This window comes from Anaerotignum neopropionicum, from assembly GCF_001571775.1.
Lineage (GTDB): Bacteria > Bacillota > Clostridia > Lachnospirales > Anaerotignaceae > Chakrabartyella > Chakrabartyella neopropionicum.
This window is the reverse complement of sequence record NZ_LRVM01000002.1, coordinates 131,780-149,611: the sequence shown is the minus strand read 5'-3', so window position 1 is coordinate 149,611 and position 17,832 is coordinate 131,780. Positions and strand designations below refer to the sequence as shown.

Genomic DNA, 17,832 nt, shown 5'->3' with positions numbered 1-17,832 from the left:
TTTTCATATTTATTTTAACTTTTTCCATACTTGATAATTAAGGCGGTATCACCAATCTGTATAAACGATATTTCTGCATAAAGAACCTCCCCTCTTGAGATTGTTATATATAAAAAAGCCATCCTAACCAAAATCGATCAAGATAGCTTTACTCTCAGCTGATTATATTTTATTTTCCGTATAAATCGTGATTGACAAGGGCCGAGTAGTAGCTACTCATGGTAACAGGTGCATTATATAAGCTTGTCAACAAGTATGCCTTAATGTTATTTATCTTTGTAGTATTTTGGGAAAGACTGTCAAACACATACGCAATGTGGCTACTATCCAATTTCAAAAATCTACTTTTTACAACTGTCGTTGGAATATCCTGTCCAGCTATGCGGGTAGTCTGAGCATGGCTACACACAATTTCAAGCATCAATTCCACAATTCCATCAATTTCATCTGTATCATATGGCCTTTTTTCTACAAAATGATTGTACCCAATATTTTCTTTGATAATTTCACTGTACAATTTTCTTTCATCCATCCTATCCATCAAGAATGCCGAGCTTGTCAAGACTTCCTTTTGTGTCTGCCTCTCTTTTGATAGATCGATAGACTCAGTATCACTCAAATCAGTATTATTAATCTTAGTATTATTAGTGTTCCATTTTGAAAAGTCTTGACTTCCTTTTTTGCTAAGTAAAGAACTTTCATATTCAGAAGTCTGCACCTTTGATTCATAAGAAAAATGAGAAAAATCACCTGTAGCACTACAGTTATCCATAGAAATACCCACAGGTAACGGCTGTATTATGCATGTTTCGTCGATGTTCCTCTGTTCAGACTTGTCATTATCGGAAGTCCTATTTTCTGCTATAAGATTAGGTTTACTGTATTTTTTCAATACTTTCTTAGGACTGCGGTCTTTTTTCATTTCTAAAGAGCCAAAATTTTTGACATAGATAATGGTAGGTTTACCTTGCCCTTGCTTTTTGCGTTCAATCAGTCCAATGCCTTTTTTATCGTCGAGCTCTGCCATAATACGCACCATTTTAGATTGACTCTGCCCCATAAAAGCACAGGCATCTTCAAGTGTAAAGTAAATGTATACTCGATTTTCACCATCAAACCAGTTGTTTTTAACGGATAACGCCATTCTGTCAAGCATAAGTCCATAAAGCATTTTTGCATCAATGGATAGGCTTTTAAAACGTTCATCGGTAAATAGTATCTTAGGTATTCGATAAAAAGAATATTGTTCAGCTTCATTTCCGTAATGATAATTAAGTTTTAAATCAGTCATTTTAAAATCCTCCTAGATTTTATCTATAAACGAAAAATCCCCTGGCCGAATTAAATCAGTCAAGGGGACATTACAAATTCATATTCATTTATTTGTGTTCACTGTGCCACTTTTCAAGCAAGGTAGTAATAACATCTTCTATCTGCTCTTTAGAGTAGCTTTGGGGGAAATACTTGGTTAGCTTTTCGCTTTTAAGTGTGACAGAAACGGGTTTATCACTGCTTTCCAATAAAATAGCATCAATAACAGCTTCATTCAAACTGCCCTCTGTGCTGTATTTCTTTAACTTTATAGCTTGCGCCATAGAGGGGACAACCGCTAATTCTTCTATTTTGGATAGCAACATTTCCTGTTCACCTTGGGGTAAATAGGACAGCTCTACCGCTGTATTAAAGGCTATTTTGCGTTCGTCTGTTAATTCTATTAGATCGGCTATAAGCTCTGTTAAGCGGATATATCTTTGTACTTGATTTCTACTTTCTCCTGATTGTTCCGCCACTACTTCAATAGATTTTTTACCTTCTAAATTGTACCCAACTTGGTCACCATTATTTTTCGGTCTGCCAGCTTTACGTTTTATCGCATCCAACTTCATTTTGTAAGCAAAAGCCTTTTCAGAAAACAGCAAATTTTCCCGCTGAATATTGCTATCCACCATTACAATGGTGCTTTCTTCATCGTCCAAATCTCGAACAATAGTAGGAATAGTATCCAATCCTAGAAGGTCACACGCTCGCTTTCTTCGATGTCCTGCAATGATTTCATAATTCCCATCTGTTTTACCTCTTGCAATAATAGGAATCAGTACACCGTACTTTGAAATACTTTCTTTGGTTTCTTCCATTTTGTCATCATCTAGCACCTTGAACGGGTGCTGTGAAAATGGAAACAGCTTGGATAATTCTATATCCTGTATTGCATTTTCGCTATTCAGGCTACATATGGCTCCCTCATTTCTGCCAAATAGGTCATCATAGGAAGTCATTTTTATTTTGCTTGCACTACTTTTCATTTATCCAACCTCCTTGATGAACCCTTTATATGCAATAGAAACCTTTCCGTTAGGGTCGTGGAGATAGATGCTTTTGCCCTCAGCACTCATTTCAGCAGCTCTTACCGATAGTGGGATAACACTATCAAATATCTTAATTTTCCTGCCGTAGCTATTATGTAAAAGGCTAATGATGTCCTTGGTATAATTGGTTCGTAAATCCGCCATCGTGATTAGAACACCACCAATTTGTAGATTCGGATTCAGCTGTTTTCTTACTCTACCAATCGTTCTGAAAAGCTGTTCCATACCTTTAATTGATAAATACTGTGCTTGTACTGGAATAATTACTTCATCTGCTGCGGTAAGTGCATTGATTGTAAGCATACCTAGCGAGGGAGAACAGTCAATGACTGCTATATCATAGGAATTGCTGATTGTCTTGAGGTATTCACGCAATACACATTCGCGGCTCATTGTATTAACTAAAGTAACCTCAAGTCCAGATAATTCTATGTTAGCTGGTAGCAAATCGATACCTTCCTCATGGTGTAAAATACCCTCATCAGGTGCGATTGGCTTGTCCTCGATAATTTTCTCAAGGACGGTAGAAACAGTGGTATCCATTTTATCCTGTTCACTATAACCTAAACTAACCGTTAAACTACCTTGCGCATCAAAGTCTATGGCAATTACTTTTTTACCCTCACGGGCAAGTCCAACGGCTAGATTTACTGCTGTAACAGTTTTACCTACACCGCCTTTTTGATTTACTATAGCTATGATTTTCATAATATGTAATCTCCTTTGTGTTATTTTAATTTGGGGAAATAAAATAAGCATAACCTTTGAAAACCGCATTTTTACTGGGTTTATTGGGTTATGCTTATAATAACACAAGCGTTGACTAACATTTTTTCAATTACACCAGGATGCCATGTTTCCTTTCCTGTGACTGTTTTGATTTTATCTGCCTCCAGAGCTTTCGTAATCTCCCCAATACTACTTCCTTCTAAATACATTCTAAAAATTCGTTTCACTATCTCTGCTTGTTCAGGTACTATGATAAGTTCACCTTTTTCATCTTTGGTATATCCCATAAACTTCTTGTGATTGATGGTGACAATTCCATTTTCATATCTTCTTGTTAAGCCCCATTTTGTATTTTCACTTAGGTTTCTGCTTTCTTCCTGTGCTTGACTGCTTAAGATAGTAATCAGTAATTCTCCTGTACTTTCTAAGGTATTAACACCCTCTTTTTCAAAAAATATGGCGATATTCTTTTCTTTAAGTTTTCTTATGGTCTGAAGGGAGTCTACTGTATTTCTTGCAAATCTACTGACTGATTTTGTTATGACCATGTCTATTTTTCCAGCCATACAGTCATCAATCATAGCATTAAAATCATCTCTCTTTTTTGTATTCGTGGCTGACTTTCCATCATCTGCATAAATCCCTGCACTCTTCCAATTTGGGTTGCTTTTAATTTTCTCTGTGTAGTAGGATATTTGAGCCTCATAACTGCCCTCCTGTTGTTCTAAGGTGGTACTAACTCTACAGTAAGCTGCTACTCTTAGGGTTTTTAGCTCCACCCTTACATTCCTGTCATATATGGTTTGTGCTGGTATAAATGCTACATTCTTTTTTGCTACTGCTACTGCCATTTCATTCATCCTCTCTTATTTTCTCATGATATTCCTCCATAGTTATGCCATTGATAAATTCTACTAGGATTCTTCCATCTTTATAAATAACTATCTGCTTTATTATGGCTATAAATATATCTTCATCAAACTCTGTTAGCTGTTCTTTCTCAGCCAGAGATTGTTTTATTTTTTCAGTGTTATAATCATAATCATCTATTTTAGTGATGCTATAATAAGCCTTTGCCCTTTTAAAGATTAGCTCTGATAATTCCTTTGATGAGAAATGTTCTTCTTCCTCTAACTCTTTAATTCGTTCTTCCAGCTTTCTAATTTCCAAAGTCATCCTTGGAGGCTCTTTTTTCTTCTCTTTATCTAGCATCCACATTCTTGATATGATTTTATTAGTTGCTGATATAAAGATAGTTTCTATATCTTTTTCAGTTAAAAATAAGTTTCTGCAGTGTACTCTATTTTGGTAGATGTATCTTTTACATTTCCAATTGCTCTTCTCGGATGGTCTGCCAGCATGTTCAATGTATTTACGGTAGATATCACCACACTCACCACATTTTAATTTGCTACTAAAAATGCTTTGATTTTTCATACTATTTGGTTGTAGGGTTCTTCCTAGTTCTTGCTCTTTTTTCTTTCTTCTTTTCTGCACAGATTCAAAGATTTCCTTGTCTATCATCCGAGGATAGAAGTCATCTCCTAAGTACTTAATATTTTGAAGTATCTTTCCTACGGAGCCATGATTCCAATTAGATTTGTTATTAGCATTTAAAAATCCGGCATTTGTAAGCTCTTTTGCTATGGCATGTAAAGATGATCCTTTATGGTACTCCTCAAATATCTTTTTTATTACTGCTGCCCTTTCATCATCAAATATTACTTTTCCATCTTCTATCTTATAGCCATGTGGCATATGTCTTTGCAACATCTACCTCACCTCACTTTCCATAATACTCTGTCAGTTCTAGGTTGTTTATTAGCTTGAAGGTAATCTCACTATTTTCTCCGATAATGATATTTTCCACTGTATGGATAAATAGGTTTTCGTCATACTTTTCTATAATCTCTGGATTATACCTTATTATTTCTAGCAGCCTTACTGTTCCTACGATTTCTTTTTCATAACCGTTATCATCAAGACATTGATTCCTCATTTTCTTAATGGCTTCAAGTTCTACAGTCAGAGCATTTTGTCTTTCTATAAAAATAGCAGAGTCAATATATCCTTTAGATACAACTCTACTAAGGATATGACTCTGCTCTGTTAATTCCATAATTCTATTATTTAGTTTTTTAATTTCTTCTTCCTGCTCATGATCAGTTCTTAAATTCTTCAAGGATTCAAGTAGTGGATATAAAATATCTGTATGATTGCTTAGAAGTTTATTCCACATGGTTAGGAAGGTTTCTTTTATAATATCCTCCCTTACAGCTTTCATACTGCATTTACTTATATCCCTTATATGCTGGACACAGCACCACTGAATTTTTTCATACGGTTTACCGATATAAATCTTTTGTCTCCTAAAAATGTTACCACATTCCTTGCAGATGATTTTGCTGCTAAATTCATATCTGTTTTGGTATTTTCCACTATCATCTACTCCCATTTGATTTCTTCGATATTCATAAATATCTCGGACCATCCGCCCTTCTTTTCTTGTAATAATGGGTTCGTGATTGTTTTCAATAAAATACTGAGGCAGTTCCCCTTTATTTGTTTTTCTTTCAAAGGGAAGTACCTCAGTTGTATATGTCTTTTGTAATAATAAGTCTCCCTCGTAGATGGGATTTTGTAAGATTTCTTTTACTACACTGTCTTGCCATTCTTCTGCTGAACGTATCGTTGGGACATTATCGTCATTTAAATACCTTGCTATTACATATGAGCCTTTGCCATTTAGATATTCATGAAAAATTCTACGGACAATCTTTGCTTCATCTTCTTTTATTATTAGATTTCCATCTTCATCCTTGGTATATCCATAAGCAGGATCGCTAAGTTTAAATGTTCCATCTTGAAATCTCTTTTTAACTGCCCACTTGTTATTAGTGGAGATGCTTTCTGCCTCTCCTTGTGCAAGAGAGCTTAGTATGGTGATCATCTGCTCACTTTTTTCTGATAGGGTATTAATATGTTCTTTTTCAAAATATACCCCGATACCAAGTGCTTTTAGCTTTCTGATAGCCTCAATACTGTCTACTGTATTTCTAGCAAACCTTGTGACGGATTTTGTAATGATCATATCAATTTTGCCGTCTTCACAGTCTTTTATCATCCGTAGAAATTCATCACGTTTTTTTACTTGTGTACCACTTTTGGCTTCATCAGCGTAGATTCCTGTGTATTCCCAGTCATCTCTTTTTCCGATAAAAGTCTTGTAATATTCTACTTGTGCAGAAAAGGAATTCTGTTGTTCTCTTGAATCAGTACTTACTCTGCAGTAGGCACAAACTCGTTTTTTAGGTTGTAATTCTAAGATTACCTTTTGCTTTACAGGTTCTATTTTTCTTACTTTCTTTGCCATGGTTTTTCCTCCTTTCCTTTAGAACTTTAGTTCCTGTTAGCAACACACATTATCACAAGAATTCAAATATAGCTAGTGTTATTACACATATACTTTTGCAAGTTGTGGAGAAAAGGTCTGACGATTTAATTCATCAATTTTTGCATATTCTACATCCGTTATAATTCCTCTACAAAGTAAGATCTTTAGCAGTTTTAAAGCCATTTTATATTCTACTTCTTTCGCTGTTTGCTCTTTTGTCATCACCATTCCTCCATTCATGTAAATTTTATTATTGTTTATGTAAGTATTTTTCATCTTTTTAATATCACAAAAATAGGGACCGCCATTTTAAATAAAAAACTTATAAATAGACTCTTGTCTATTTCAAGCGATCCCCATTGCTTCTAATATTAAGAATTTGTGTTGTACTTAGACACTACCTTCCCCAACACACAAAGCCTTGCAAGCAAGACTTATAGGGCGATTACATAAACTGCAATTGGTTATAACTGCTTTAGCAGTTATTGCATCATAGGACTCTCACCTCCACCGGGATCTCCGCTGGCTGCCCCCATTGCGATGTCTGTGGCTGGGCAGAAGTATCATTATAGGCTGATGAGGTTATTGCGAACAATCTACCATAGATTGTTTCTTGGGACGGATGGGTATCGCTTTGCACCTTACTTTGCCGACTTTAATAAAAACAGAGATTAAAATTTCTGCTCTTACAGGTGGTCTTGGCGCATCCTCCATTGTCGCTTTTCCATTTCTGGCTCATCAGCTAACGTATTTATGTAATCGGATATTTAGTTTTCAAAGTACAAGACAGGGAATAAAAAAGATCCCCTCAATGTGTAGGCAACGAGAAGACCTTTTTGACAACCATTTTTGAAAATATTTTATTTTTCTTTTAAAATTCTTTTTATTTTGATTAATCTTTTAGAGATGGCATTTTGTGAACAGTGCATTTTCCTTGCAATTTCACGCTGCGTATATCCTTCTATAGCCAATAAGGTTAAAAGTTCTAATTCATCATCACTTAAATCTCTTAGTTTTCTAGAAAGTGCATCATCAGAAATAGTATCTATCCAAGCATAACGTCCTGAAAACTCCATTTCATCAAAACTTGTAGATAAAGATGCAAACCTCTGAAATAAATTGGAGCGTGTTTCTGCATTTTGCTCATCTATATTTTCTTCTGGTATAGCTTGTACACGATTTTCGTAGTTTCTTCTCATACGAAACCAGCTCCAATCAAATTCATATAGCTCCTGTATTGCCTTCTCACTCATTCCTGCTTTTTTGTATTGTCCACATAACTTTTCCCATTCTCTATCAAATATCAACTTTTCTCTACTATAATTAAAACCCATTTGAATTCCTCCGTTTTCTGATTTTTAAAAATGAATGTAATCATCAGAAAAAGGAGGAGAACGGCATTTAGTATGTAAGCTAGACTTTGTCTTCTCCATCTTTCCCCCTGTTTTTGGGTAAAGAAAAAGCCCAGAACAACATTAATTTGTTATTCCAGGCTTCTTCATCACCATATTTGGAGAAATGGGCATAAAAATAACCCCGACATAAATGAAATGCCGAGGCTCTTGATTGTTATTTTATTTTAGACCATTAACTCCCCATAATACAGAGTATAGGCTACCTACAATTCAAAGTCAGTACGTATATGGTTCGTATCTAGTTCAACTTTAGTTCACACTTAGTACGCATTTTGTATTTCTTCAAAGAAATATAGTAAGTCTTTTTCCTCTATAGTACTTGTCCCATTAAAAATAGCTTGATATTTGGGAAGGGAATATCCCCAAAGTGCAATTCCAAATAGTTTTATTGCCTCTTTCTTTTTTGTATAGAAACTTGTCCGCTCTATAGAAAGATATTCCAGTATTTCTGTTTCTGTCATTGGATATGCTGTAATATAGCATTTTGACAATATTTCATGATACAGCTTTCCATTTGTATGATAATTATAAATTTTAATCATTGCTGTATCTACAAGATCTATCATCCATTTAGTCTCAAAAATACAGGAAACTTTATCACTAAACTTGTCCTTCTTTTCAGTAGGTGCAAAATCATTTAAATATGTTAAAGCTGTAGCAAGCTCATTGCTATAATATGACTCACATGCTTCCCTTACATAATTAGCTTCTTGAATGGTTCTCCATACTACATCCCTGTATATAGCAAGAACAAGTTTTGATTTATGAAAAACCTGTTCCTCATCAAGGTTCATACCCTCATACATCTTTGAAATATTCTTCATGTTTCTTGTAAGTCTCATCCCATACCTCCGTTGTTTTAGGGGTACTTAATTTACATGTTATATTCCCCACCCCATATTTTTATTGACTATTGACAAAATGTGAAGATTTATGTACTATAGTATGTGTAGTTATTCTTCACATTTATATTATATGAAGATAACCATCATATGTCAATAGTAAAATACATTTTATGAAATATAATTTCATATTCAAGGAGGATATTATGAGATTTGGAGAAAAACTTAGAGACTTACGGAAAGGGAAAGATATGACCCAGACTGAATTGGCAAAAGAAATCGGTGTTTCGCTACGCACAATTATTAGCTATGAAAATAGTAACAGCTATCCAAAGAAACGAGAAGTTTATTCCAAATTAGCTGCATTTTTTAATGTAGATATTAATTATCTTTTAACAGAAGACGAGGAATTTATCACAAAGGCCAAAGCTAAATATGGTAATCGTGGTGCAAGACAAGCTGAAGACTTAGTTGCTGAAATTGGTGGGTTATTTGCAGGTGGTGAATTATCAGAAACAGATAAGGATGCTGTTATGCGCTCCTTACAACAAGCTTATTGGGATGCCAAAGAGGAAAACAAGAAGTATACTCCTAAAAAATATAGAACAGATGACGATAATAATAATAATTAAGTCCAACTAAATGTACAACTTTTTTACTATAATCACAGGGGAATAGTAGATTGTTTATAGGGGGGTGCTGCTTTGATTGACTCTTTCAAAATATATAAGAAAGCAAATGCTCTTGTCAAACGTATAGGGACAAGGGATACCAGACAGATTGCCAATGAACTTGGTATTAAGATTTATTATGAGAGTTACAATGACCTATTGGGCATGTATACCTATCGTTGGAAGCAACGTGTGATCTTTATTAATAATAATTTAGATGACCATATGAGACAGATGGTATTAGCTCATGAAATCGGTCATGACATTTTTCATAGAAATTTAGCTAGTCATGGTCTTAAGGAATTTGAGCTTTTTGATATGAAAAACACTACCGAATACGAAGCCAATATCTTTGGTTCTCATTTGTTAATTGACAATGATGAGGTATTAGCTCTAGCACGTGATGGTTATGATATAGTGCAGATTTCAAGCATGCTAAATTCACATATTAATCTGCTGCTGATAAAAATGCAGGAAATGAATAAAATGGGGTATGATTTTAATGTACCTTATCGTCCTGAAGGTGATTTTTTGAAGAAGATAAAAGTATAAAAGCTCCTGCTGTTTATTTTGAGACAGCGGGAACTTTTTATTATTGCTATAAAAATACAGTCTAATTACACATATACGCAAGAATTTAGGTTTTCATTCAAGAATTCAAATAATTTTCTAAATATCCAAGTTAATCTAAAACCATTTCAACTCATATTTTCCTTATTCATAAAGCAAAGGTACTTACAATATAATTAGCATTTTGATAAGTTTTATTTATAAAAATATTATAATATTACTTGTATTTACTTAGCTTTTTTCCCAATTCTTCAAGCTGTATTTGGGCATTTAAAACCTGCTTCCCCAGATATATTTCTTCTTTGTCACATCCTGCAAAACAAGATTTTATCCAGTTGTTTTCCTTTTCTAACGAAATATAGTAATATTTATTTTTTGTTATATCTTGCAGTAACAAGCAATACGGTAATGAATTTGCATCTAAATACTCAAAGGTTTCTCTATCAATAAGGAACTGATTTCCTTTTTGAATCATAAAACAAATATGAAGCTTGGAAGGTATTTTTATAATCTTCAGTTTTTTTGTTTCATCTACAATCTTAAAATCAAGTCCTATGTTTTCTAATAAGTTTTCAATTTTCATTTTTACCTCAATTTTCTATATAACATAGCTATTGTCTTAACACATTTGTAATTACTAAAATAACATAGTTTTTATTATATTTTGTTCTAATACCATATTCTCAGTTATTCTAAATTCGTTATCTTCATAAACAACAGAAAATGCTTTGATTTTCAGCCCTAACAAAACTGCTTTGCAAAAGTGTAATTTCACTACTTCTTTTACATTCTGCCATTCAAAATCTAAAATAGAAGGTGACATTGAAACAAAAGCAAAAGTTACATTTGTTCCTCTTTTCAATAATTCAATATATTTTATTAATTGTCTTTCAAGTCTACTGGAAGCATTGTCTGGATATATAATTTTACTTGTACTGCTAAGCAATGACTTTACCTCAATACAACCATAACTCTCCATAAAAAAGTCTGTTTTAACCATATTATCAACAGTGTATTCTCTATAAATACTTTCTTTTGCTATTTTATTAGTTAATAGGTATTTTTCATAAAGTTGATTAACTCTATTAAAATTTACATAGTAGAGTATTCCCTCACATTCTACAGCTTCTAATGTATAGCGTGTACGAAGTTTATTTCCTTTATTCTCTGAAACTAAAACTTTACAATTTTCCAAAGATAGGTATTTTGATAATTTTGAAGAAGAAGACACATAACACTCTTCTCTGAGTTCTTCTTTTATAATTGTACATAAAAATCGATACTTTCCTTCTTCAAGAAAAATGGCTTTGTGATATTGTCCTCTCATATTTTAGGTAACATGCTAGCTAAATCAGGAGAGTTTGAAGATAAATTCCATACAGCAACTTTCATTTTCTTAATATGTTTACCCTCACCAAAATCAAGTAAATCCTCTCGTTTGAAAATATGTAATAGCTTATTTAGGCTACCTAATTCTGCTGAGGTCATTAAAAAGGCTTCTTCAGGATCAATCAACTTGCAATATGACCACAACTGCCCTAAATCTCTCAAAGTTAGATTCGTCTTTTTTGCTTCAATAAAAAATAATTTTACTATATTTTTTTTACGAGCAATACCCAAAATATCTATTTGAATGTCCACACCAGTGGCAAGTTCATTTACAATACCTAATTTAACTAAAACTCTATCTAATCTTTCTGCATGAGCATCCAGTGTTACTATTTCAAAACCTCTATATTTATCTTCCAAGTATTTATGTAACCAATTACGCATAGGTTCATAAAGTTCAAACTCACTCTTTACATTTTTACTATTCGGCATAGCCTAATTCCTTTGCTATTTCAGACCATGAGTTAAAGTGCTTTCCTCTTATAACAAGTGGAATAAACTCATCATCCTCACTAGGGTGTATTGGCTTTTCTTTATTTTGAATTTTACGTGTTTCCCAATAATACCTATGTGTATATTTTTCAGGGTCTTTATTATTTTGTCGATAGCCCGCCAATAGTTCGTCTGAATACATTTCTAAAGCTTGTTGCTTATGAATAATCCCAAATCCTACAGGTATAAATTCATTTGCCCATATCTTAACCTGATGTTCCTTTTTCCAAAAGTTAGGCTTACCTTCATTGTATTTAGTTAGCTTACCGTCTCGTATATTAGGATGTGCCCAATCTATATTTTGTACAGGAATATCTGTTGATTTTAATAAGTTACAAATATCTATTACCATCTGCCAATTATGCGGTATTTCAAGATAAACTCTATGCTGATATTTTGCACCGACATAATAATTACTGCGTCGAATATATCCTGTAACATCTGCAAAGCCTTTTATAAACTGTCTACGTTCATCAAGCGTACACTTAAATATATCTGAGTGTATGTTTATATCATTATGGGATACCGCATTACCTATGAATCTATTTATCTCTCGTATTAAATAATCTGTGTTAGGTTTTGTAAATGATAGCACAGTAGATGACTTATTTTGGATGAAATCGAGCCCTGCACCTACTAAAGGCTCTATAATGCTTCTTATGTCAGCGATACTAGCTTTTACATATAGCTTAACATCGTGTATTTCTTCTGTCTGTAACTTTTTATGGGGTATATCTATTGACACGATTGTAGTCGTAACAGTTCTTTGAATTTCTCCGTTACCACAAATCATACCCAAGAGGTAAGCCATTTCTATATTCATAATAATATCACCATCCTATCCTATATATCCATCCCAAAACGCACTTTGCTCATTTTCATCGCAAAAAACTTCCAATATAGCCTCTTTAATCATTTCCTTATCCTGCATATTCCCTGGATTAAAACCAACATACATACAAGCTTCAACAAATAAACTACCAGTAATTCTCATTTGATTATCATCTTGTAGTCTATACTTCAATGCTGAAGGCATATTGTAAATAGAACTAAAGTAAATTCTATATTGTGGTGCCCATTTCATATCATTACCACCAGATGTAATACCAGAGGTAATTGGATAATTGGGAATTATCTCTGCCAATACATCATCTCTATCATCTGGTATTTCAGCATCAACTCTGCGTACATTTTTTAATATATAACCTAATGCAAAACATAAATCATCGGTCGAATCGAAGTAAATATCTTCAGCTCTTCCCTTGAAGTTTGAAATATAACAATATCCTCTATTAAATAATGATTTTTGCAAAGTAATAGCCTTCATTACTATTCCGCTCCTCTATTTTTTTATAAAAATAAGAATGTATTCATGCACTTTATTAATACGATATTTGTATGGATATCCAAGAGGACGCATATTGTTGTAATCTTGTTGCCTGTCCCATATAATTATATCATCAAAGATAAAACCATGTTTTTGTAATTCAGTTGCTAAATCACTATGTAATGGATAAAACTCACTCTTTTTTCTGATATCCATAACATTAACCAAACAATAAGCACCTGGTTTTATAACTCTATTAACTTTTGCAAATAGTTCACCTAATCTACTTATAAATTCACTATAGTTAGGTATGTTACCCATATCATTGGCTTTCTCTGAATAATTAACCGCTTCTTTACCGTCAGCACTGCGTTTCATATTCAAAATATCCCAATATGGTGGTGAAGTAACACATAAATCGAAAGAATTTTCTTCGAGTTTTTCTAATTCAATAAAACTATCTCCATTGATTACATTTATTTTATCATCATTACCCACTCTATTTTTTGCAATCTCACAAAACTCTTCCGACAAATCAATGCCTGTAGCAGGTCTGTTGAGATTGTGAGCTGCTACAAGACTTGAACCCACACCATTAAATGGGTCTAAAATAGAATTTCCATCTTTTGAAAAAGTTCTAATTAACTTTTCACATAAAGAAACAGGGTATGATGCAGGATGTTTCAAGTCTTTTTCTTCCTTAGTTTTAATTAAATCTCTCCATATACTGAAAGAATTTTGAAGCCATTCTTTTCCCGTTAAATTGTTGCACCTTTTATCCTCGTTTATCATTATTCCACCTCTGTGATTGTATGTTTTTCATTTGATTGTCAATGTGATAACGTTCTTCTTCGCCAATGTTATAGGTTTGATAAATTAAATTATTTAAAGACTCAACCATTTCAAACCATGTATCATTCATATATTCAATATTTTCCAAAGATTTAACAATACTAATTACTTGTCGAAAAGTTGTATCATTAATAATCAAAGGTAGTTTTTTCAAGTATCTTGCATCTGTATGCATAGTAAGCCTTGAATTATTATAGCAAAACTTCAATAAATAATAATTACAAAGTCTAGAATGTAAAAAGCCTAAAATATATCGACACATTTTTTCATCACCATCAGTAAACACAGTTACCGTTTCAGTAGCTTCTAAATCACCTGCAAAACTTGCTATTATTCCAGATTCTGCACTGTAAATGTTTTGTATAAATACTTTATTACCCTTTTGGGGGACAGGTATATTTTTAAAAGAAAACTTACGTATATCTTTTCCTTTTATTGCTGTATCTGATTTTGATTTACCTCTACCAACATATCCTGTACAAATATCACTAAACTTTTTATATGTAGATTCTAAAGTTCTATATATTGTAAAATCTTCCTTGCTATCAAACAAAAGAACTTCATCTCTATAAAAATTTTGAGGAACTTCAGCTTTTTTTATAAATTCTTTATTTTCGTATTTGTAAATAGTAATGTTATTATCTTTTACAAAGCTATTTTCAAGTGTAAGGACAATTTGTTCCCCTCTTACATTTTTAAAGTAAGTGCCAATATCGATAATTGAAGCTATTTTTTTTTCATTTAATATCATCTTTCTTAACATAGAATAAGAAGCTACATGAAGAAAGTTTTTAGGTATAATATAGGATATTGTTCCTGTAGGTTTAGCTAATTCAAAAGCTCTATATAAAGCAGCAATAAATAAATTACTTCCTGAATCTTTAACATTTCTTAAGAACAAATAATCCGAAGTGTCAATGACAATGTCCTTAGCTATAGGCGCATAAGGTGGATTACCTACTACAAAATCAGCAGGTGTTTTCATTTTAAACTTCTTTAAAACTTCTTGCCCGTTATTTGCAAGAGTATCTATAATTTTAGCATTATTAATGCCATATTCTTTTTTCGCTACATTAACCGCTTTTTTATCAATATCAGCACCATATATTGAAGTGTGACCTAAGTGTTTAGCTGATATTAAAAAGCTACCCGTTCCACAACATGGATCCATAATAGTAGCATCTTTGGGGATATTAAGAAATTGAATTATTTTCTGTGCTAATTCAATATCCGTATAAAAAATACCATTTTCCTTTTTGTAACCCGAATCAAGAGATTTTTCATATTCCTTACTTTTTATGGAGTATTTAATTAATTCCATTATTGTTATCTCCTTTCATCGACAAACTAAACATAAGCAATATTTAGCAAGAGCATAATAATCCAATATTATTGTATCAAAAATACTTAGGTTAGTCAATTGATGCTTTTGCTATTCATAATAAATATGGCATCTGGCCATTTCAAATACTTTGACATTACTTAATGTCTATTGCATCTTCCAAAATATATTGTTCTTTTTCTGAAGTTAAATATATTCTTAAAGTGAGTCCTTCTAGTTGGTTCACTATGAACCTCACCTCAGTCCACAAAAAACACGTAATTTTCCCTTGGTGGGAAATACGTGTTTTTTCATGCTCCTTAATCTATATATTATTAAAAATTACCCTATAATTAAAAAATATCTATTAGAGGAATTACTTCCATTCTCCCTATAACGTGACTCTTTTCTGAGAAAGCCACAACGAATTAAATCAGCTATGGCTCTCTTTACTGTACTCCTTGACATCGATGTGTCTTTTGCAATAGTATTAATTGCTGGCCAGCATTCACCCTTTGCATCACATCTATCTTTCAAATACATATATACACACTTAGCACGAGATGGAAGTTCCTCTTTATAAATCCTCCCAAAAAAGCTCAATGAAACACCCCCTATGTCCTGAGTATTGATTTACGTTTTGAATCTCCTTTACTTTCGTCAGTTTGTTCATGTACAGGAGTATGAAGTATGCCTCCTTGTCTCTTTACTGTAGATTCGGTAGTTCCTTCTTCAACTATTACATCAGACATATACTGACTAATAACATTTTCTTCTAAAGTATGTTTGTCGGCATAACGTACCTTACGATTAGATTTTTCTTCCATCTCATATGGCTTTTCGAAAGTGATGCCCCAATCTAAAAATAATCGAAGTTTCGTCTGCATGGGATGTACTCCTGTTTTCATAATTACAAAATTTCCTTTTGGTAATGACTTGAGCTCATCTGCCGTCAGTAATGGCCGCTCTATCATCTGTAAGCTTTGAGAAGGATCGTTTTTACCTCTGCTGATACTTCCACTCATAACAGTTCTGCTACCAAGTGCTTTGGATAACACTTGTGCTGTTTCTGAATTTGGTGCAAACCCTCCAAATATAGTGAGCTGACAGTTATCAGTTATAATCTCACTACCTTCTTTTCCATAGTTTTTATCAAGCTGTGCAAAGGATTGAATGATTGGTACAATAGAAATTCTTCTTGATCTCCCTGCACTAAGCATCATTTCGAAGGATTCTATCTTTGGGATTGTACCTATTTCATCTGCATAAATCATTACACGATTAGGAAGCTTACCACCATTTTCATCTGCTACTGTTAACATTTCACGGTAGAACTGTTGCAAAAATAAACTGACCATGAAATACTTTGTATTGTCTTCTTCCGGGAGTATAAGAAAAATTGCAGATTTTTCGTAGCAGAAGGTTTCTGCATCAATTGTTGTATCAAAGCACAATATCTGTTCCATTTCAGAATCAAGAAATGCATTGAGTCTCGATAGTACTGTAGAAAGAACAGATGCCATTGCCTGTTCTGCTGAATTAAGAGCTGCGCCAGCAAACCATCTAGCTTTATGATCTGGTGGAAGTTTATCCATCAATAACTGAAACTGGCTTTTCCCTTTTACCTTGCTTGGAGCCATTAAATCCTGAACCAATTTGAACACACTTATTATATGTCTTGTATCTATTACATGTCCATCTTCCTCAGTAGGTGGGAGATATTCTGCTATAAGCAAAATAACTGCTGTCAAAAGTCCTTCTGCAGCATCATAGAAGAATGCATTTTGTCCATAAGCTGAACTGTCACCACCTGAATTTATGATTGTCTTTGAAATTATCTTTGCATATTTTTCTGCCTTGGCTCTTGCAGATAGATTATTGCTATTCTCTCGATATGCATCCATATATTTATTTACTAAATGCAGAAGATTATTTCCATCACTGCGTGTGGGATTTCTTAAATCAATAACTGCAACTTTATATCCATAATTCTCTTTTGCTATCGTTCCATAGTTTCTAGCTAAATCTCCCTTTGTATCAGTGGTTATAAAACTCATCCCACTCGCACATGCATATTCTAAATTTGGATATAGAAAAAAAGCTGTTTTACCAACCCCTGCTGCTCCTATCATAAGACAGTGAACATCTCCTATATCTACAAGACCTACAATATCTCCTTTATTTCCTTTACATCCAACCACTAACCCCTGTATCAAATTACCACTCTCATCACGTGGAAGATTCTTACCCTTTCTCCATTGTGATACTTTAAAAGGAATATGCTCATATGTTTTAATAATTTCCTTTTGCGTTGCGAAACGAGCAACTCCATGTTGCCCATCTCCTACTGTTTTAGATTTGATTCCATTTAAGGTATAATAATGAGCAAGTAAAGACAACCCACCAATAACTAAAAACATTATGGTACCAACTCCTATCAATAAAAGTACCTGTGATTGCATTA

19 protein-coding genes and 1 pseudogene are annotated in these 17,832 nt (G+C 33.3%); 2 read left to right on the top strand and 18 right to left on the bottom strand.

The features are described from left to right. Nucleotides 1–169: 169 nt before the first annotated feature. The 9 genes and pseudogenes from CLNEO_RS04395 to CLNEO_RS04360 all read right to left on the bottom strand — a co-directional run bounded on the left by CLNEO_RS04395 (nucleotide 170) and on the right by CLNEO_RS04360 (nucleotide 8,746). The gene (locus CLNEO_RS04395; RefSeq protein ID WP_066085024.1) at nucleotides 170–1,291 is read right to left on the bottom strand and encodes a DUF6017 domain-containing protein; all 1,122 of its coding nucleotides are present in this window, start codon (nucleotides 1,289–1,291) and stop codon (nucleotides 170–172) included. An 88-nt stretch (nucleotides 1,292–1,379) separates the two neighbouring features. Continuing rightward, on the bottom strand, nucleotides 1,380–2,303 hold the full coding sequence (locus CLNEO_RS04390; RefSeq protein WP_066085021.1) for a ParB/RepB/Spo0J family partition protein: 924 nt from the start codon (nucleotides 2,301–2,303) through the stop codon (nucleotides 1,380–1,382). Further along, complete coding sequence (locus CLNEO_RS04385) at nucleotides 2,304–3,077, bottom strand: ParA family protein (RefSeq protein ID WP_456297614.1); 774 nt, start codon at nucleotides 3,075–3,077, stop codon at nucleotides 2,304–2,306. 107 nt (nucleotides 3,078–3,184) lie between these two features. Beyond that, nucleotides 3,185–3,946 (bottom strand): annotated as a pseudogene (locus tag CLNEO_RS04380) (recombinase family protein); the annotation flags it as partial. A gap of 1 nt (nucleotide 3,947) precedes the next feature. Further along, a complete protein-coding gene (locus CLNEO_RS04375) occupies nucleotides 3,948–4,868 on the bottom strand; it encodes a recombinase family protein (RefSeq protein ID WP_066085015.1) in 921 nt (306 codons plus the stop codon). Between the two features lie 10 nt (nucleotides 4,869–4,878). Beyond that, nucleotides 4,879–6,468 carry a recombinase family protein gene (locus CLNEO_RS04370; RefSeq protein WP_066085012.1) on the bottom strand — a complete coding sequence of 530 codons (1,590 nt, stop codon included), beginning with the start codon at nucleotides 6,466–6,468 and terminating at the stop codon, nucleotides 4,879–4,881. Between the two features lie 81 nt (nucleotides 6,469–6,549). Next, on the bottom strand, nucleotides 6,550–6,711 hold the full coding sequence (locus CLNEO_RS16105) for an SHOCT domain-containing protein (RefSeq protein ID WP_164493064.1): 162 nt from the start codon (nucleotides 6,709–6,711) through the stop codon (nucleotides 6,550–6,552). A gap of 638 nt (nucleotides 6,712–7,349) precedes the next feature. Beyond that, a complete protein-coding gene (locus CLNEO_RS04365; RefSeq protein ID WP_066085008.1) occupies nucleotides 7,350–7,823 on the bottom strand; it encodes a sigma factor-like helix-turn-helix DNA-binding protein in 474 nt (157 codons plus the stop codon). Nucleotides 7,824–8,164: 341 nt separating this feature from the next. Beyond that, the gene (locus CLNEO_RS04360; protein WP_066085006.1) at nucleotides 8,165–8,746 is read right to left on the bottom strand and encodes a hypothetical protein; all 582 of its coding nucleotides are present in this window, start codon (nucleotides 8,744–8,746) and stop codon (nucleotides 8,165–8,167) included. Nucleotides 8,747–8,952: 206 nt separating this feature from the next. On the opposite strand from CLNEO_RS04360, the gene CLNEO_RS04355 reads away from it, so the two are divergent. Together CLNEO_RS04355 and CLNEO_RS04350 are read left to right on the top strand one after the other, a co-directional pair. After that, entirely contained in the window at nucleotides 8,953–9,378 is a 426-nt protein-coding gene (locus CLNEO_RS04355; protein ID WP_066085003.1) for a helix-turn-helix transcriptional regulator, read from the top strand. A gap of 72 nt (nucleotides 9,379–9,450) precedes the next feature. Further along, entirely contained in the window at nucleotides 9,451–9,969 is a 519-nt protein-coding gene (locus tag CLNEO_RS04350; RefSeq protein WP_066085000.1) for an ImmA/IrrE family metallo-endopeptidase, read from the top strand. A gap of 235 nt (nucleotides 9,970–10,204) precedes the next feature. Here CLNEO_RS04350 and CLNEO_RS04345 read toward each other — a convergent pair whose 3' ends face one another. From CLNEO_RS04345 to CLNEO_RS04305, 9 genes are all read right to left on the bottom strand, one after another. Next, nucleotides 10,205–10,570, bottom strand: coding sequence for a hypothetical protein (locus CLNEO_RS04345; RefSeq protein WP_066084996.1), 366 nt, complete (start codon nucleotides 10,568–10,570; stop codon nucleotides 10,205–10,207). Between the two features lie 54 nt (nucleotides 10,571–10,624). After that, entirely contained in the window at nucleotides 10,625–11,314 is a 690-nt protein-coding gene (locus CLNEO_RS04340) for a DNA/RNA nuclease SfsA (RefSeq protein ID WP_066084993.1), read from the bottom strand. Then, nucleotides 11,311–11,808: a hypothetical protein gene (locus CLNEO_RS04335; protein ID WP_066084990.1), complete on the bottom strand. Its 498-nt coding sequence runs from the start codon at nucleotides 11,806–11,808 to the stop codon at nucleotides 11,311–11,313. Before CLNEO_RS04335 ends, CLNEO_RS04340 begins: the two co-directional genes overlap by 4 nt. Further along, complete coding sequence (locus tag CLNEO_RS04330) at nucleotides 11,798–12,691, bottom strand: hypothetical protein (RefSeq protein WP_066084987.1); 894 nt, start codon at nucleotides 12,689–12,691, stop codon at nucleotides 11,798–11,800. Before CLNEO_RS04330 ends, CLNEO_RS04335 begins: the two co-directional genes overlap by 11 nt. A 15-nt stretch (nucleotides 12,692–12,706) precedes the next feature. After that, nucleotides 12,707–13,195, bottom strand: coding sequence for a hypothetical protein (locus CLNEO_RS04325; RefSeq protein ID WP_066084984.1), 489 nt, complete (start codon nucleotides 13,193–13,195; stop codon nucleotides 12,707–12,709). A gap of 15 nt (nucleotides 13,196–13,210) precedes the next feature. Continuing rightward, nucleotides 13,211–13,987: a DNA methyltransferase gene (locus CLNEO_RS04320; RefSeq protein ID WP_066084981.1), complete on the bottom strand. Its 777-nt coding sequence runs from the start codon at nucleotides 13,985–13,987 to the stop codon at nucleotides 13,211–13,213. Next, a complete protein-coding gene (locus tag CLNEO_RS04315) occupies nucleotides 13,971–15,368 on the bottom strand; it encodes an HsdM family class I SAM-dependent methyltransferase (protein WP_066084978.1) in 1,398 nt (465 codons plus the stop codon). The genes CLNEO_RS04320 and CLNEO_RS04315 overlap by 17 nt, the downstream gene beginning before the upstream one ends. A gap of 342 nt (nucleotides 15,369–15,710) precedes the next feature. Further along, the gene (locus CLNEO_RS04310; protein WP_066084975.1) at nucleotides 15,711–15,971 is read right to left on the bottom strand and encodes a helix-turn-helix domain-containing protein; all 261 of its coding nucleotides are present in this window, start codon (nucleotides 15,969–15,971) and stop codon (nucleotides 15,711–15,713) included. An 11-nt stretch (nucleotides 15,972–15,982) separates the two neighbouring features. Further along, nucleotides 15,983–17,830, bottom strand: a complete 1,848-nt coding sequence (locus CLNEO_RS04305; RefSeq protein ID WP_066084972.1) for a VirD4-like conjugal transfer protein, CD1115 family — start codon at nucleotides 17,828–17,830, stop codon at nucleotides 15,983–15,985. Nucleotides 17,831–17,832 lie beyond the last annotated feature (2 nt).

Coding starts and splice junctions, on each gene's coding strand:
- CLNEO_RS04395 (WP_066085024.1), bottom strand. CDS start 1,291: ATGACTGATTTAAAACTTAATTATCATTACGGAAATGAAGCTGAACAA.
- CLNEO_RS04390 (WP_066085021.1), bottom strand. CDS start 2,303: ATGAAAAGTAGTGCAAGCAAAATAAAAATGACTTCCTATGATGACCTA.
- CLNEO_RS04375 (WP_066085015.1), bottom strand. CDS start 4,868: ATGTTGCAAAGACATATGCCACATGGCTATAAGATAGAAGATGGAAAA.
- CLNEO_RS04370 (WP_066085012.1), bottom strand. CDS start 6,468: ATGGCAAAGAAAGTAAGAAAAATAGAACCTGTAAAGCAAAAGGTAATC.
- CLNEO_RS16105 (WP_164493064.1), bottom strand. CDS start 6,711: ATGACAAAAGAGCAAACAGCGAAAGAAGTAGAATATAAAATGGCTTTA.
- CLNEO_RS04365 (WP_066085008.1), bottom strand. CDS start 7,823: ATGGGTTTTAATTATAGTAGAGAAAAGTTGATATTTGATAGAGAATGG.
- CLNEO_RS04360 (WP_066085006.1), bottom strand. CDS start 8,746: ATGAGACTTACAAGAAACATGAAGAATATTTCAAAGATGTATGAGGGT.
- CLNEO_RS04355 (WP_066085003.1), top strand. CDS start 8,953: ATGAGATTTGGAGAAAAACTTAGAGACTTACGGAAAGGGAAAGATATG.
- CLNEO_RS04345 (WP_066084996.1), bottom strand. CDS start 10,570: ATGAAAATTGAAAACTTATTAGAAAACATAGGACTTGATTTTAAGATT.
- CLNEO_RS04340 (WP_066084993.1), bottom strand. CDS start 11,314: ATGAGAGGACAATATCACAAAGCCATTTTTCTTGAAGAAGGAAAGTAT.
- CLNEO_RS04335 (WP_066084990.1), bottom strand. CDS start 11,808: ATGCCGAATAGTAAAAATGTAAAGAGTGAGTTTGAACTTTATGAACCT.
- CLNEO_RS04330 (WP_066084987.1), bottom strand. CDS start 12,691: ATGAATATAGAAATGGCTTACCTCTTGGGTATGATTTGTGGTAACGGA.
- CLNEO_RS04325 (WP_066084984.1), bottom strand. CDS start 13,195: ATGAAGGCTATTACTTTGCAAAAATCATTATTTAATAGAGGATATTGT.
- CLNEO_RS04320 (WP_066084981.1), bottom strand. CDS start 13,987: ATGATAAACGAGGATAAAAGGTGCAACAATTTAACGGGAAAAGAATGG.
- CLNEO_RS04315 (WP_066084978.1), bottom strand. CDS start 15,368: ATGGAATTAATTAAATACTCCATAAAAAGTAAGGAATATGAAAAATCT.
- CLNEO_RS04305 (WP_066084972.1), bottom strand. CDS start 17,830: ATGCAATCACAGGTACTTTTATTGATAGGAGTTGGTACCATAATGTTT.